At 68.1% G+C, this 15,304-nt stretch carries 16 protein-coding genes; 10 read left to right on the forward strand and 6 right to left on the reverse strand.

What is annotated here, in order from left to right; all coding sequences use genetic code 11:
- The first annotated feature begins 221 nt into the window (after positions 1 to 221).
- Together AC1DYK_RS28160 and AC1DYK_RS28165 are read left to right on the forward strand one after the other, a co-directional pair.
- Positions 222 to 1,295: an aromatic ring-hydroxylating dioxygenase subunit alpha gene (locus AC1DYK_RS28160; RefSeq protein WP_478169286.1), complete on the forward strand. Its 1,074-nt coding sequence runs from the start codon at positions 222 to 224 to the stop codon at positions 1,293 to 1,295.
- Between the two features lie 44 nt (positions 1,296 to 1,339).
- Positions 1,340 to 1,738, forward strand: coding sequence for an OsmC family protein (locus AC1DYK_RS28165; protein ID WP_478086767.1), 399 nt, complete (start codon positions 1,340 to 1,342; stop codon positions 1,736 to 1,738).
- 228 nt (positions 1,739 to 1,966) lie between these two features.
- On the opposite strand, the gene AC1DYK_RS28170 is transcribed toward AC1DYK_RS28165, so the two are convergent.
- The 5 genes from AC1DYK_RS28170 to AC1DYK_RS28190 form a co-directional block, all read right to left on the reverse strand.
- Entirely contained in the window at positions 1,967 to 2,281 is a 315-nt protein-coding gene (locus tag AC1DYK_RS28170) for an EthD family reductase (RefSeq protein ID WP_478169287.1), read from the reverse strand.
- Between the two features lie 130 nt (positions 2,282 to 2,411).
- A complete protein-coding gene (locus AC1DYK_RS28175) occupies positions 2,412 to 3,182 on the reverse strand; it encodes an ABC transporter permease (RefSeq protein ID WP_286369269.1) in 771 nt (256 codons plus the stop codon).
- Positions 3,183 to 3,189: 7 nt separating this feature from the next.
- Positions 3,190 to 4,044 carry an ABC transporter ATP-binding protein gene (locus tag AC1DYK_RS28180; protein WP_478169288.1) on the reverse strand — a complete coding sequence of 285 codons (855 nt, stop codon included), beginning with the start codon at positions 4,042 to 4,044 and terminating at the stop codon, positions 3,190 to 3,192.
- Positions 4,041 to 5,069, reverse strand: coding sequence for an ABC transporter substrate-binding protein (locus AC1DYK_RS28185; protein WP_478169289.1), 1,029 nt, complete (start codon positions 5,067 to 5,069; stop codon positions 4,041 to 4,043). The genes AC1DYK_RS28180 and AC1DYK_RS28185 overlap by 4 nt, the downstream gene beginning before the upstream one ends.
- A gap of 200 nt (positions 5,070 to 5,269) precedes the next feature.
- Positions 5,270 to 5,812: a helix-turn-helix domain-containing protein gene (locus tag AC1DYK_RS28190; protein ID WP_478169290.1), complete on the reverse strand. Its 543-nt coding sequence runs from the start codon at positions 5,810 to 5,812 to the stop codon at positions 5,270 to 5,272.
- Between the two features lie 228 nt (positions 5,813 to 6,040).
- Here AC1DYK_RS28190 and AC1DYK_RS28195 point away from each other — a divergent pair, with 228 nt between their 5' ends.
- From AC1DYK_RS28195 to AC1DYK_RS28230, 8 genes are read left to right on the forward strand one after another with little or no spacing between them, the layout of a single operon-like run.
- Entirely contained in the window at positions 6,041 to 6,325 is a 285-nt protein-coding gene (locus tag AC1DYK_RS28195; RefSeq protein ID WP_478090045.1) for a DUF3311 domain-containing protein, read from the forward strand.
- Complete coding sequence (locus AC1DYK_RS28200; protein WP_478169291.1) at positions 6,322 to 7,809, forward strand: sodium:solute symporter family protein; 1,488 nt, start codon at positions 6,322 to 6,324, stop codon at positions 7,807 to 7,809. The genes AC1DYK_RS28195 and AC1DYK_RS28200 overlap by 4 nt, the downstream gene beginning before the upstream one ends.
- A gap of 23 nt (positions 7,810 to 7,832) precedes the next feature.
- Positions 7,833 to 8,330, forward strand: a complete 498-nt coding sequence (locus AC1DYK_RS28205) for a VOC family protein (protein WP_478169292.1) — start codon at positions 7,833 to 7,835, stop codon at positions 8,328 to 8,330.
- Between the two features lie 39 nt (positions 8,331 to 8,369).
- Positions 8,370 to 8,774, forward strand: coding sequence for a RidA family protein (locus AC1DYK_RS28210; protein WP_478169293.1), 405 nt, complete (start codon positions 8,370 to 8,372; stop codon positions 8,772 to 8,774).
- Between the two features lie 13 nt (positions 8,775 to 8,787).
- On the forward strand, positions 8,788 to 9,726 hold the full coding sequence (locus tag AC1DYK_RS28215) for a dihydrodipicolinate synthase family protein (RefSeq protein WP_478169294.1): 939 nt from the start codon (positions 8,788 to 8,790) through the stop codon (positions 9,724 to 9,726).
- Positions 9,723 to 10,928 (forward strand): NAD(P)/FAD-dependent oxidoreductase, encoded by a 1,206-nt coding sequence (locus AC1DYK_RS28220; RefSeq protein WP_478169295.1) that lies wholly within the window; start codon positions 9,723 to 9,725, stop codon positions 10,926 to 10,928. Before AC1DYK_RS28215 ends, AC1DYK_RS28220 begins: the two co-directional genes overlap by 4 nt.
- Positions 10,921 to 11,211: a (2Fe-2S)-binding protein gene (locus AC1DYK_RS28225; protein ID WP_478169296.1), complete on the forward strand. Its 291-nt coding sequence runs from the start codon at positions 10,921 to 10,923 to the stop codon at positions 11,209 to 11,211. The genes AC1DYK_RS28220 and AC1DYK_RS28225 overlap by 8 nt, the downstream gene beginning before the upstream one ends.
- Positions 11,204 to 12,646: an FAD-dependent oxidoreductase gene (locus AC1DYK_RS28230; RefSeq protein ID WP_478169297.1), complete on the forward strand. Its 1,443-nt coding sequence runs from the start codon at positions 11,204 to 11,206 to the stop codon at positions 12,644 to 12,646. Before AC1DYK_RS28225 ends, AC1DYK_RS28230 begins: the two co-directional genes overlap by 8 nt.
- A 63-nt stretch (positions 12,647 to 12,709) precedes the next feature.
- Here AC1DYK_RS28230 and AC1DYK_RS28235 read toward each other — a convergent pair whose 3' ends face one another.
- Positions 12,710 to 15,010, reverse strand: coding sequence for an NADP-dependent malic enzyme (locus AC1DYK_RS28235; protein ID WP_478169298.1), 2,301 nt, complete (start codon positions 15,008 to 15,010; stop codon positions 12,710 to 12,712).
- Positions 15,011 to 15,304: the final 294 nt, after the last annotated feature.

The following is a 15,304-nucleotide window of genomic DNA, read 5'->3' on the forward strand; positions in this document are numbered from 1 at the left end:
CTTCAAGAGCAATTTCCGGGCGGCGCACAAAAGAAGGGGGTGCGTGCGCTGCTGAACGCTTCTACTCTTGCCCGTTGCCATGCAGGACGCATGCCAGGCGCTGCAGGCCCGCAAATTGCAAGAAGATCGGCGCAGAGTAGAAGCGTTCAGCTTGGGTGCGTGCAGGCCATGGCGGGAAATTGCTCTTTCAAGTTGATCCCACGCAACCGAAGGAGTCGTTCATGCTCGTCACTCAACAACCCGTCTTCCGCAAGTTCTGGCATGCCGTCATGCCGTTGGCCGAACTGCAGCAGGGGCCCAGGCCCTTCACGCTGCTCGGCGAGAACATCGTCCTGTTCCTCGATGCCGAAGGCCGGCCGGCCGCGCTGCGCGACCGCTGTTGCCATCGCACCGCGAGGCTCTCGAAGGGCTGGTGCGTCGACGGCGAAGGCAAGGCCTGCGGGCAGGGCGCGATCCAGTGCGGCTACCACGGCTGGACCTACGACCGCAGCGGACAGGTGATCCGCATTCCGCAGTACGAGGCCGACCGCAAGATCTCGCCCGACTACCGGACCACGGCCTACCACTGCACCGCGCGCCACGGCTATGCCTGGGTGGCGCTGGAGGAGCCCATCGCCGGGATTCCCGAGATTCCGGAGTTCGACGATCCGGGCTACAGGACCATCCATCAGTTCTACGAGGAGTGGCAGACCAGCCCGATGCGCGCGCTCGAGAACTCCTTCGACAACTCGCATTTCAGCTTCGTGCACCGCGCCACCTTCGGCGTCGCGGCGAGCCCCAAGCCGAGCCGGTACGAACTGGTCGAGAACGAGAGCGGCTTCCATGCCGAGACCGTGATCGACGCCGCGAACCCGGCCAGGTTCCATGCCATCAGCGGCGTGACCGACCCGATCACCACGCGCCACATGCGCAACGCCTACTTCCTGCCGTTCTCGCGCCGGCTCGACATCGAGTACCCCTCGGGCATCCGCCACATCATCATCAATTGCTTCACGCCCATCGACGACGGCCGCATGCAGCTGTGCCAATGGCTGTTCCGCAACGACACCGAGGCCGACTGTCCGGCGCAGATGCTGATCGATTTCGACGAGGAGATCACGCGCGAGGACAAGGACATCCTCGAATCGACCGACCCCGATGCGCTGGTCGACACGCGGCGGCGCGGGGTCGAGTACTCGATGGAGTCGGACCGGCCCGGCATGCTGATCCGCAAGCACCTGATGCAATTGCTCGCGAAGCATGGCGAATCGGAAGTGCATCGCATGCAATCCGTGGCGCTCGCGCAGGCCGCCTGAAGCACTCGGGCGCTACCATCGCGTCTGATCATCAGGAGACCTTCATGAGCATCACAGTCCGCCGCGACGGCATCACCGGCACCCGCCACATCGTCAAGATCCGCGCGCACGAGTTTCCGGTCGATGCATCGCCGGATCTCGGCGGCAAGGATGAGGGGCCTTTGCCGCATGATCTCTACGACGCATCGCTCGGCGCCTGCAAGGCGCTCACGGTGCTCGTCTACGCGCAGCGCAAGGGCATTCCGGTGGAAGAGATCGAAGTGATCGTCGACCGCGATGACAGCGAAGAACGCAAGGGCACCTATCGGCTGGGCACGTCGCTGCGCGTCACAGGCAACCTGACCGAAGCGCAGCGCGCCGATCTCCTGCGCGTGGCGGGCAAGTGCCCGGTCCACCGGCTGATGACCGAGGTCAAGACCGAGATCGAGACCCGGTTGGTTTAGCTCGCCCCCAGGTTGGCTCACTTCGTGTAGCCGCCTCGAGTCGCTGCCAGAGGCAGCGGCTCTTCGGAGCCGTCCAAGCCTGCGCAGGCAGGCTTGGAGCCGCGGCTCCTCAGCCCCCTGCCGGGGGCAACACCAGCGGCCCGGCAAAGCCGGTTCCGCGGTGTTTCACCAACGGGCCGGGCTTCGCCGGCCGAGTTGGTTGCGGTGCGAGGTCGAGCCTTGGCGGGGTTAACCCACCACCACTTCGCTGATCTGCATCACCGGCTGCAGGTCAGTGTAGTTCGGGATGTCGCCCATGATTTCCTTCGCATGCGGCCCGAAGGCGGCCTGGAAGGATTCCACCGAGTCGCAGAAGATGTGGCACATGCCGATGTAAGGCGCGGGTGCGCCCGGTGCGCCGCCCGCGATGCCCTTGTCGATCGTGTAGGACTTGCAGGCATCGCCCATCCTGCTTTTGAGCAGCGGCATGTGCTTGTCGCGGTAGTACGCGTGGTCGAAACGCGCGCCGGCGGTGTTGGGATACATCACGCTGACCTTGATCATGGTTCGTCTCTCCTGGAAAAGAACTGGCAAGGATAGGCGAAATTAGCCCCCACGCTCCCCCGCTTCGTGTGGGTCGCTGCCCCCCGAGGGGGCCGCGGGCCGCCTTGGGGCGGCCCGGCGTCGGCCCGGTTCACTCCCCCTGCGAACCCCGGTGCGCCCAGCCCGTGGTGTGCTTCTCGACCGCGCTGAAGAGCTCGTACATCCCCATCGCCATCGCACCGACCACCATCAGCCCGGCGAAGGCCAGGCCCATCTGCATCGACGAGCCGGCCGAGATCAGCAGGTAGCCGATGCCCTCGTTGGCGGCGGTCATCTCCGACACCGTGGTGCCGACGAAGGCCAGCGTGATCGCCACCTTGAGCGAGGCGAAGAAGTACGGCATCGAGCGCGGGAAGCCGATCTTCATCAGCACGTCCCAGCGCTTGGCGCCGAGCACGCGCAGCACGTCCTCCAGCTCGGGCTCCAGCGTTGCCAGGCCGGTCGCGATGTTGACCATGATCGGGAAGAAGCTGATCAGGAAGGCCGTGAGGATCGCCGGCCCGACGCCGATGCCGAACCAGACCACCAGGATCGGCACGAAGGCCGCCTTGGGCAGCGCGTTGAAGGCGGTCATCAGCGGGTACATCGCGGCATAGGCCAGCCGCGAGCTGCCGATCACGAAGCCCAGCAGCACGCCCACCACGATCGCCAGGCCGAAGCCGGCCATCGTGACCCAGAAGGTGCGCCAGGCGTGGCCCGCGATGATTTCCTTGAACTCCCAGAACTGGGTCCAGATGCGCCACGGGCTCGGAAAGATGAACTCCGAGACGCCGAAGCCCGAGCAGATGATCTGCCACAGCACGATGACCGCGACCAGCAGCAGCCAGGGCGACCAGCGTTCGATTTGCTTGTTGTTTTTCATGGATGGATCACTGCGCGATCACGGCCGGTGCCTTGGCGGCATCGGCGATCGCGTGGCTCCGGATCGCGCCGATGTGGCCGCGCAGCTCGAGCACGATGTCGGTGAACTCCTTGGTGTAGGTCAGCGCCAGCTCGCGCGGGCGCGGGAGGTCGATCTCGCGCTTGACGACGAAGCGGCCCGGGCTCTTGCTCATCACGTACACGGTGTCGGCCAGGAACACCGACTCGCGCAGGTCGTGCGTGACCAGGATCACGTTGAACCGCTGCTCGGTCCAGAGGTCGCGCAGGATGCACCAGAGCTCCTCGCGGGTGAAGGCGTCGAGGGCGCCGAAGGGCTCGTCGAGCAGCAGCATCTTGGGCTCGTGGATCAGCGCGCGGCAGATGCTCGCGCGCTGCTGCATGCCGCCCGAGAGCTGCCAGGGGAACTTGTCCTCGTAGCCGCCGAGGCCGACCTTCTGCAGCAGCCGGCGGGCGCGCTCGACGTACTCGCGGCGCTTGGCCTTGAAGGTCGAGCGGTAGGGCTCGACGATCTCCAGCGGCAGCAGCACGTTGTCGACGGTGGTGCGCCAGGGCAGCAGCGAGGGCGCCTGGAAGGCCATGCCCGAGATCTTGAGCGGCCCGGTGACCGGCTGGTCGTCGATGCGGATCTTGCCCATCGAGGGCATCCGAAGGCCCGTCGTGAGCTTCATGAAGGTCGACTTGCCGCAGCCCGAGGGGCCGACGATGGCGATGAATTCGCCGCGCTGGACCTTCAGGTCGATGGCCTCGACCGCGAAGTGGTTGGCGCGCAGCAGTTCTTCGTTGTAGGCGAGCCAGACGTCCTGGAAGTCGACGAAGGGCCCGTTCTGGGTTCCCGCCGTCACTTGCGCAGAATGTTGAGTTCGGCCGCCGGCGGCAGCATCGAACCGTTCCATACGGCATCGGGGTTGACGCGGGTCTTGGTCGCGAAGGCGTCCGACACCTGCGAGGCCATCAGCGACAGCCGGCCCGCGTTGACCTGGCCGAAGCCCTCGGCGCGCGCGTCGGGCGTGTTGACCACGGTGTCGATCGCGAGCTTCAGGCGGCGCGTTTCGAGCTCGCTGTTGACGATGCCGTCGCGCGCCTTGATCGACTCGATCGCGACCGCGGGGTTGGCGATCACTTCCTTGGCGCCCTTGGTGAAGGCCATGAGGAAGGCCTTGACGGCCGCCGGGTTCTCCTTGATCAGCTTGGGCGAGGCGATGATCGCGTTGCCGTACAGCTTCACGCCGTAGTCGGGGTAGGGCAGGACGACGATGTCGGCCGCCTTGGCGCCGCGCGTCTCCAGGTTCAGCAGCGAAGTGAAGGTGAAGCCCGTGATGGCGTCGATGTCGCCGCGCAGCAGCATGGTCTCGCGCAGGGTCGGGTCCATCGCGGTCCAGCTCACCGCGCCGATGTTGTTGGCCTTGGCGAAGATCGGGAAGGCGCGGCGGCCGGCGTCGAACACCGGCGCGCCGAGCTTCTTGCCCGCGAGGTCGGCGGGCTTGGTGATGCCGCTCTTCTTGAGCGCCATGACCGAGGCCGGCGTGTTGTTGTAGACCATCATCACCGCGACCGGCTTGTTCGGGCTGTCGGGGTTGTTGGCGTGGAACTCCATCAGCGCCGCCAGGTCGGCGAAGCCCATGTCGTAGGCGCCCGAGGCCACGCGCGTGACCGCGCCGCCCGAGCCGTTGCCGGCATCGACCGTGACGTCGAGGCCGCTGGCCTTGAAGTAGCCCTTGGCGGCCGGGTGCGTGAAAAAGGCCCCGGGTCCCTCGAAGCGCCAGTCCAGCTGGAACTTGATCGGCGTCGTCTGCGCATGCGCAGTGCCCAGGCCGAAGCTGAGGGCGGAGGCGGCGAGGAAGGTCTGGAGCAGGTGGCGCTTGTTCATTCAGGAATTCCGTGATGGGGAGGGATGCACGGGATTCAAGCAAAAACGGTGCCGGCACGCACTTGGTGCGAACCCTTCAGGCGAACCCAAGCGGGTGCATGCCGTAACCCGGGGTTTCCGGTTCGCAGGAGACCGCGTCCACTGCCGACGCGTCGAACGCACCGCAACGGGGCATCCGAAGTGGTGCGCGAGCGCTGGAGTCAGGGAATCGGCGGCGTCACCGACAGGATGATCTCGGCGTCGACATCGCCATGATTGACGTAGCGATGCGCGTGGATCGCTTCGAAGGTGATGGCTTCGCCGGCCTGGACCTGATGCGCCACGCCGGCGATCTCGACGGTCATGGTCCCGCGAATGACGTAGATGCACTCGACCGAGGGGTGGCTGACCGCGTCCGTGTCGGCCACCGAAAACTGGCCCGGAACGAACACGGCGCGCAGCACTTCCATCGGACCGTTGCCGCGGGTCAGGCGTTCATAGCTGACCGCGCCCTTGGGTCCGATGATCTGCGTGCGCTCGCCGGGGCGGCTGAGCCAGACCGAAGGGGCCTCGGGGTCCAGGAAGAGCGCCGCCATGGATTCGCCGAACACCGTGCTCAGCGCGCGCAGCGTGTGGAGGCTGGGCTCGGTCACTTCGCGTTCGATCTGGCTCAGCAGCGTCGGCGACACGCCGGCATCTTTCGCCAAAGCTCTCAGCGAGAGGCCGCGGGCGACCCGCAATTCATTCAATCGTTTGCCGAGCACTTTGATTCAAGCCGTGTGGAAGCCATGGCGCAAAGCATAAGTGATCCATTGTTTGTGTAGTAAAACTGCACAATGGCTGGCGCGAATTTCGGTGGTCAGGACAAGGGTTTACCTCTAGCAAAAGGCGTATTGACTTGCATTGATCGAAAACATACGCTTCACAGTGTGCAGTGAAAGTGCACAATATCCAGTCTTCAGCTCGACTCCCATTCCTTTCGCGAGGTAAGCATGACCACTCCAACCTGGCGGGCCGGCATCGGCTCTGCGCCCAAGCGGCCCCACCTGGCGCTCCTCGCGCTGCCCTTCATCTGGCAGGTCGCCTGCATTCCGCTCGTGAACGAGGTGGCGCTGCGGCCCTTCGGCATGCCCTTCCCGATGGTCTGGCAGATGGCCGGCGTGGTCTTCGCGAGCCTGGTGTTCGCGCTGGTCTTCCATCTCGACCGCCGCGCCGGCCTCGAAGAGGAGGAAGCCGCCTTCCTCGCCGCCACCGTGATCCGCAAGGCCTCGTCATGAAATACACCGTTGCGGCCCTGTTGCTGCTCGCGACGGTGGTGGGCGCCATCGGCTTCGGCCGTGCCGCCGCGCGCGGCAAGACGGTGGCCGACTGGGCCGTCGGTGGCCGCAGCATGGGCACCCTGCTGTTCTGGTTCATGAACGCCGGCGAGATCTACACCACCTTCGCGGTCTTCGGCATCGCGGGCTACGCCTGGGCGCTCGGGGCGCCGGCCTACCTGGCGTTCTGCTCGGTCTCGCTGTCCTTCGCGATCGGCTACCTGCTGATGCCCAAGATCTGGCGCGCCGGTCGCAGCGCGGGCTTGTTGACGCAGGCGGACTTCTTCGCCTACCGCTATGACGCGCCCTGGCTCGGCGTGGTCACCGGCCTGATCGGCATCGCGAGCCTGGTCATCTACGTGCAGATCCAGTTGGTCAGCCTGAGCCTGATCGTCTCGCTCACCTTCAACCAGGCCTTGTCGCCCACGCTGTCGCTGATCGTGGCCGGCGGCTTGATGGTGGCCTTCGTGCTCGCGGCCGGCCTGCGTTCGGCGGCGTTCGCGGCCGGGGTCAAGGACGTGATGATGATCGTGCTGATGGCGGTGCTGGCCGCCTCGGTGGCCCACAAGGTCGGCGCCAGCTCGATGTTCGACATCTTCGACATGGCCGAGGCCATCCGCCCCGGCATCGGCAAGCTGCCCGGCGCCGACCCCGGCGCGCCGACCACCAATGTGTGGCTGATCACCGCGGCGCTGAACGTCGCGCTGGGCAACTGGGTGTTCCCGCACCTGTTCCAGATCTCGTATTCGGCCCACAGCCCGACCGCGATCCGGCGCAACGCGATCTGGCAGCCGATCTACTCGCTGGCCTATTTCTTCATCATCCTGCTGGGCCTGGCCGCGCTGGTCGCGGGTACCTTGCCCCCGGGCAACAACATGAACGCGGCCTTGCTGCAGTTCGTGTCCACCCAGTACCCCGACTGGGTGGTCGGCCTGCTGGCGGGCACCGGCGTGCTGCTGGCCCTGGTGCCCGGCTCGGTGCTGCTGCTCACGGCCGGCACGATCTTCACGCGCAACGTGGTGACGCCGGTGTGCCCGGCCCTGAGCGAATCCCGGGCCCTGCTGATCTCGCGCGCCGCGCTGGTGGCCTTCGCCGCGCTGGCCGTGTGGCTGTCGATGGACCAGAAGGGCTCGCTGGTGTCGATCCTGCTGAAGGCCTATTCCGCCATCGGCATGCTGGGCCCGGGCGTGTTCCTGGCCTTCCTTTGGAAGAGAACCTCGGCCCTCGGCGTGGCGGCCGGCCTCGTGGTGGGCTTCGTCGCCCTGCTCGCGCCCTTCGCGCAAGCCTGGTGGAGCGCGCTCTTCCCGGGCTGGGAGGTGGGCCTGATCGCCATGGCGATCAACGCCGCCACCGTGATCTGCGTGAGCCTGGTGACGCCGCGGCCGAACGCGGCCGGCGTGGCGCTGGGCGTGCGGCTGCATGCGCACCAACTGGTCCGGTCCTGAATCCCTCATGAGGAGTCCGGGCCATGCACACCAATCCACTGGGCATCCGCCGCGTCGACCATGTCGCCTGGACGGTGGCGGAGCTGGAGCGGGTCGTCGCCTTCTATCAGAGCGTCTTCGGCGCCCAGATCCTCTACCGCATCGGGCCGGTGGACGCGGCGCAACTGCCGTGCGAAGCCGATGGCCGCGACTGGACCGAGGCGCATGTCGGTGTCGCCGGCGCGCGGCTCGAACTGGTGCTGCTCGGCCTGCCGGGCGACATCCGGCTCGAGCTCTTCGCCTACGCGAGCCCGGCCAGCAGCACCGCCGCGCCGGTGCTGGGCAACCATGTCGGCAGCCACCACCTCGGCATCGAGGTCGACGACATCGATGCGGCCGCGCAGGTGCTGCGCGACAACGGCTGCACCGTCTTCGAGCGCATCGCCTTTTCCGAAGGGCCGACCGCCGGCTCGCAGTACCAGTACTTCCTCGACCCCTGGCAGAACATCCTCGAACTGGTCGTGCATGGCCGGCCGTACTGAAGCGCCAACCGTTTTTTCATTGACCCATCGGAGCCCCCCATGACACGACAAGTGATCAACCCCGAGTCCATGTACCCGACCGTCCCCTTCGGCTTCTCGCACGCGGTCCTGCAGAACGGCGGACGCACGCTGCACCTGGCGGGCCAGGTCGCCTGGAACCGCGACGGCCAGCTGGTCGGCGGCGGCGACGTGATCGCCCAGACGCGCCAGGTCCTCGCCAACCTCAAGGAGGTGCTGGCCGCGGCCGGCGCGACGCCCGCAGACCTGGTGCGCCTGCGCACCTACGTGGTCCACCACACGCCCGACAAGCTGGCACCGATCTGCGCCGAGATCGCCGCCTTCTACGGCGATGCCGCGCCCGCGGCCAACACCTTCATCGGCGTGCAGACGCTTGCGCTGCCCGATTTCCTGATCGAAATCGAAGCCGATGCCGCATTGAACTGAGGAGAAAAATCGAATGAACCGCAACGACGTCGACTGGGCAGGCTACATCCCTGCCATCACGACCCCCTTCGCACGCAACGGCGACATGGACTGGGCCGCCCTGGGCGCCCAGCTCGAGTGGCATGTGCAGCAGCGCATGCATGGCGTGGTGCTCGCGGGTACCTCGGGGGAATGGTTCAGCCTCAGCGAGGCCGAGCGGGCCCAGCTGTTCCAGGAAGCCAGCCGCACGATCGACAAGCGGATCACGGTCCTCGGCGGCTGCAACGCCTACACCGCGGCCGAGGCCATCCGCCACGCGCGCGCCGCCGAGCGCGCCGGGCTCGACGGCATCCTGCTGACGCCGCCGCCCTACGTCGTGCCGGGCCGGCGCGAGCTGGTGCAGTTCTACACCGACGTGTCCGATGCCACCGACATCCCGATCTGCATCTACAACTGGCCGCGCGGCTGCGTGGTCGACATGGATGTCGAACTGCTCGACGAGTTGGCCGAGATCGACCATGTGGTGGCGATCAAGAACTCGACGCCCAACTTCGCGGCGTTCCTGCAGGGCGCCTATGCGCTGCGGGACAAGGTGCGCTACTTCAACATGCCGACCTCGGCCCTCGGCGCGGACCTGGCGGCGCTCGGCGTCAGCGATGGTCTGATGGGCGCGGGCGGCGTGCTGGGCGCGGACCATTCCGATTTCTGGCGCCGCGTCGCGGCCGGCGACAAGGCCGGTGCGGTCGCGCTGGGCGAGCGCGACCGCGTGATCATGAAGGCCTGGTTCAACAAGGACTTCGCGGGCAACTTCGGCAGCGCACAGGCCATCCTCAAGACCGCGCTGCGGCTGCGCGGCGTGCCCGCCGGCCATGTGCGGCGACCGCTGCTCGAACTGACGGCCGTCGAAGTCGAGCAGGTGCGCGCCACGCTCAAAGGGCTGGGCCTCGCCACCGTCGCGCTCGCCGACACGTGAACGCCGCGGAGTCCAGCGTGAAGGACCGGCCCGAGCGCATCACCACGCTGGTGGTGGGTGGCGGCCTGCTGGGCTGCGCTGTCGGCTACCTGCTGGCGGCGGCGGGTACCGAGGTGCTGCTGGTCGAGAGGAAGCAGCTCAACGCCCAGGCCTCGGGCCAGAACGCCGGCAGCCTGCATTTCCAGCTCGAGTACCGGATGATCGAAAACGGCGAGGCGGCCGCGCGCAAGGCGGCCGAGGCCATTCCGCTGCACCTCGATGCGCAGCGCGCCTGGAGCCGGCTCGAGTCCGAGCTCGGCGCCGAGCTCGGCGTGGTGCAGCACGGCGGCTTCATGGTCGCCGAAACAGCGGAGCAGGTCGAGCGGCTGGGCCGCAAGATCGCGCTGGAACAGGCTGCAGGCCTATCGACCGAGCTGCTGGACCGCGCCGCATTGCAGGCCCGCGCGCCCTATCTGGGCGAGAACGTCATCGCTGCGGCCTTCTGCGCCGCCGAGGGCAAGGCCGATCCGCGGCGCTGCGCGCTGGCCTACGCCCGCGCCGCGCTGCGCCTGGGTGCCCACGTGCATTCGCGGACCGGCGTGCAATCGATGCGCCGCAATGGGCGCGGATGGCACGTGAGCTTCGACGACGGCGGCGTCTGCCAGGCCGAGCACGTGGTCATCGCCGCCGGTGCCTGGTCGGGCCGGCTGGCGCAGATGGCGGGCGTCGTGCTGCCGGTCAGTCCCGTGGGCCTGACCATGACGGCCACCGCGCGCACGGCGCCCCTGATCAAGCACCTGGTCCAGCATGCCGGGCGGCGGCTGTCGATGAAGCAAACGCCCGAAGGCAATGTCCTGATCGGCGGCGGCTGGCCGGCCGCCCTGAGGCAATCCGGCGGCATGGTCGACCTGGATCGCCGGCCCGAGCTGCTGCTGCCCTCGCTGGCCGGCAACATGGCCGCGGCGGCTGCGGTCGTGCCCGCCGTCGCTCATCTTCCGGTGCTGCGCGTGTGGACCGGCACCACGGCCCTGGTGGCCGACCAGTTGCCCTTGATCGGCGAAGTGCCCAAGGCCGCAGGCCTGTTCATCGCCACGGGCGGCTCGGCCTTCACGCTGGGCCCGACCTACGCGCGCATCCTCGCCGACAAGATCCTCGGCCGGCCGGAGGCCTTCGACGTCCGCGCCTACGACCCTCAACGTTTCGGGAGCCTGACCCTTGCCTGATCGCATCCGCATCGATGCCGGCGTGAGCCGGCCCGCACCGATCCTCATTCACGTCAACGGCGTCGCCACCGCCTGCCATCCGGGCGAGACGGTGGCGACGGCCCTGCTGGCGGCGGGCATCGTCGTCTTCCGCCGCACCGCGAGCGGCGCCGCGCGCGCGCCGGTCTGCAACATGGGCGTGTGCTTCGATTGCCTGGTGACCATCGACGGCCGCCCGGCCGTGCGCAGTTGCATGACGCGCGTGGCCGAGCACATGCATGTCGAGGTGCCGCGCCATGACTGAGGCATCCCCCTTCGACCTCGTCGTCGTTGGCGCCGGCCCGGCCGGTCTGTCGGCCGCGCTGACGGCCGCCGAGCATGGCCTGCACGTGGTGGTCGTCGACGAACAGCATGACCTCGGCGGGCAGATCTTCCGCCAGCCGCCGCGCAGCTTCGGCGCGCCGCCTTCGAGCGCGTTCAGGAGCTATGCCTTCGGCGAGCCCCTGATCGCGCGCGCGCGCCGTTCGAAGGCGATCGAATGGCGGCTCGGGGCGACGGCCTGGGGCGTGTTCCGCACGCCCGACGGCGTCCACGTGCGCCTGGCGATCTCGCAGGCCGACGAGACCGAAGTGCTCGAAGGCCGCTCGCTGCTGATCGCCACCGGGGCCTACGACCTGCCGGTGGCCTTTCCGGGCTGGACCCTGCCCGGCGTGATGTCGGCAGGCGGCATCCAGACGCTGGCCAAGAGCCAGTTCCTGCGCGCCGGCAAGCGCTTCGTGCTCGCGGGTTCGCATCCGCTGCTGCTGCTGGTGGCCGATCTGCTGGTGCAGGCCGGCGGCGAGGTGCTCGAGGTCGCCATCGCACGCCCCAAGCCTGCCGCGAGCGAATTGTTGGCCGGCTGGCCGGCCGTCCCGGGCCATGTCCGTCTGCTGGCCCAGACCGCGGCCGCACTGCGCAACCTGCAGCGGCATGGCGTCCCGGTCCGCTTCGGCACCCTGGTGCTGCGCGCCGAGGGCGAGGAGGCCGTGCAGCGGGTGACCCTGTGCGATGCCGACGCCGAGTGGCAGGCACGCCCCGGCACCGAGCGCGTGCTCGAGGCCGATACCCTGGTCGTCGGCTACGGCTTGCTGGCATCGAGCGAACTGGCACGCCAGGCCGGTTGCGCGGTCCGGTGGCGTCCGGCCGAAGGCGGCTGGATCGTCGAGCACGACGAGTCCATGCGAACCAGCGTGGATTCGATCTATGTCGCCGGCGAGCCGGCCGGCGTCAACGGTGCCGAGCTGGCTTTTCTCGAAGGGCGGTTGGCGGCGCTGAACATCGTTGTCGCCATCCGCGGCGGGGCGCCCTCGGAGCCACTCGAGAAGGCTCTGCGTGCCACGACCCGCGCCACCGCCCGGGCGCGCCGCTTCACCGAGGTGGTGCTGCGCTTCTTCGAGCCGCGGCTCGATGCGCTGGCGCGACTGGCCACCGACGACACGCTGGTCTGCCGCTGCGAGGAAGTCTCGGCCGGCACCGTGCGCGACTTCCTTGCCGACAACCCGCACGTGAGCGACGTGAACAGCGTGAAGCTGGCCTGCCGCACCGGCATGGGGTATTGCCAGGGGCGCTACTGCCAGCACACCGTGGCCCATCTGCTGGCGCAGGCCCGCCAGACCGAGGTCGCGCAGCTGGGGGTCTTCTCGGCGCAGGCGCCCATCAAGCCGGTCTCGGTGATCGCGCTGGCCCATCTCAAGACATGAGCGCGACGGCTGCCCCCTGCATGCCCTGGCCCTGGCGGAACGGGCAGGGGGCGGATCGGCGGCCTAGCGCGGCGAGTTGGCGTCGGCCACGGCCAGCGCGGTCATGTTGACCACGCGGCGCACCGTCGAAGACGCCGTCAGGATGTGGGCCGAGCCCTGCGCACCCATCAGGATCGGGCCCACCGTCACGCCGTTGCCGCCGGTCATCTTCAGCACGTTGAACAGGATGTTCGCGGCGTCGAGGTTGGGGCAGATCAGCAGGTTGGCCTCGCCGGTGAGCGAGGTCTCGGGCAGCGCCTTGAGGCGCACGTCCTCCGACAGCGCGGCGTCGCCGTGCATCTCGCCGTCGCATTCGATGTCGGGCGCCATCTTGGCGAACAGGTCGCGCGCCAGGCGCATCTTGCGCGCCGAGCCGCGCTCGGACGAGCCGAAATTGGAGTGCGACAGGAAAGCCACCTTGGGCGGCAGCCCGAAGCGCCGCACCTCGTCGGCCGCCATCATCGCGATGTTGGCCAGCGTCTCGGCGCTCGGGTCTTCGTGCACGTTGGTGTCGGCGATGAAGAGCGTGTACTTCTCGAGCGTGAGCGCGTTCAGCGTCGCGAAGCCCGGCGCGCCGCGCTTGAGGCCCAGCACCTGGTTCAGGATCTTGAGGTGGCTGTCGAAGCGGCCGACCAGGCCGCACAGCATCGCGTCGGCGTCGCCGAGGTGCAGCATCAGCGAGGCGATGGTGGTGTTGGAACGCCGCACCATGGCCTTCGAGGCCTCGGGCGTGATGCCGCGCCGGCCCATGATCTGGTGGTAAGCCTCCCAGTAGGTGCGGAAGCGCGGATCGTCCTCGGGGTCGACGCACTCGACCTCCTTGCCCAGGCTGATGTGCAGTCCGGCCTTCTTGATGCGGGCCTCGATCACGGCCGGGCGACCGATCAGGATCGGCTTGGCCAGGCCCTCGTCGACCGCCAGCTGGGCGGCGCGCAGCACGCGGTCGTCCTCGCCCTCGGCGTAGGCCACGCGCTTGGCGGTGGCCAGCTTGGCGGCGCTGAACACCGGGCGCATGAACATGCCGGTCTGGTAGACGAAGCGCGTCAGGTGCTGGCGGTAGGCGTCGAGGTCCTCGATCGGGCGGGCGGCCACGCCCGAGGCCTGCGCCGCCTTGGCGACCGCGGGCGCGATGCGCAGGATGAGCCGCGAGTCGAAGGGCTTGGGGATGATGTAGTCCGGCCCGAAGGCAAGCTCCTGGCCCGCATAGGCGGTGGCGACTTCCTCGCTGATGTCGGCCTTGGTGAGGTCGGCGATCTCGCGCACGCAGGCCAGCTTCATCTCCTCCGTGATTTTGCTCGCGCCGCAATCGAGCGCGCCGCGGAAGATGTAGGGGAAGCACAGCACGTTGTTGACCTGGTTCGGATAGTCCGAGCGGCCGGTCGCGATGATGCAGTCGGGGCGCACGGCCTTGGCGAGTTCGGGCCGGATCTCGGGCTCGGGGTTGGCCAGCGCCAGGATGATCGGCTGGCTGCCCATGCTCTTCACCATGTCCTGCGAGACCACGCCCGGTGCCGAGCAGCCGAGGAACACGTCGGCGTCCTTCATGACGTCGGCCAGGGTGCGGGCGCCCGTGTCCTTCTGCGCGTAGCGGGTCTTGGAATCGTCGAAGCCGCCCGGGCGGCCGATGTAGATCAGGCCCTTGGAGTCGACCGCGTAGATGTTGGCGGGCTTGACGCCCAGGCCGACCATCACGTCGAGGCAGGCGATCGCCGCGGCGCCGGCGCCCGAGACCGCGATCTTCACGTCCTCGATCTTCTTGCCGACCAGTTCCAGCCCGTTGATCAGCGCCGCGGCCGAGATGATGGCCGTGCCGTGCTGGTCGTCGTGGAACACCGGGATGTTCATGCGTTCGCGCAGCTTCTTCTCGATGTAGAAGCACTCGGGCGCCTTGATGTCCTCGAGGTTGATGCCGCCCAGCGTGGGTTCGAGCGCCGCGATGATCTCGACCAGCTTGTCGGGGTCGTTCTCGGCCAGCTCGATGTCGAAAACGTCGATGCCGGCGAACTTCTTGAACAGGCAGCCCTTGCCTTCCATCACCGGTTTGCTGGCCAGCGGGCCGATGTTGCCCAGGCCCAGCACGGCGGTGCCGTTGGTGACCACGCCGACCAGGTTGCCGCGCGAGGTGTACTCGGCCGCCAGCGAGGGGTCGGCCTGGATGTCGAGGCAGGGATAGGCCACGCCCGGCGAGTAGGCCAGCGACAGGTCGCGCTGGTTCAGCAGCGGCTTGGTCGGCGAGATCGAGATCTTGCCCTTGACGGGCGAGCGGTGGTACTCGCGTGCGGCATCGCGCAATGCCTCTTCTGCGGGGGAAAGGGTGTTTGCCATCGTTGTCTCCTTGCTTTCTTGGCTCAGGGTAGAGGCTACCCCAAAGTGCGCTCTGGGAGGGGCCTGAGCTTTGGAAAGAGCGGCTGTGGGTGGGTCAGGGTGGTTGTGCGCTGGCGAGGGCGCCCGGCACGCGGTACGGGCCGAGCGACCCCACTGCGCCGGCCCTTCGGGCTCCCTTCCGGTGCTCGCTTCAGGCGGGGTCCGCGCAAACTCGCTGCGCTCAGACACGCGCGGCCCTTGATCCGCCTGAAGCTGCGCTCCTCAGCGGCGCAGAGGGGATCGCCCGTCCCGCAC

Source organism: Variovorax sp. P2_H12 (genome assembly GCF_056403395.1).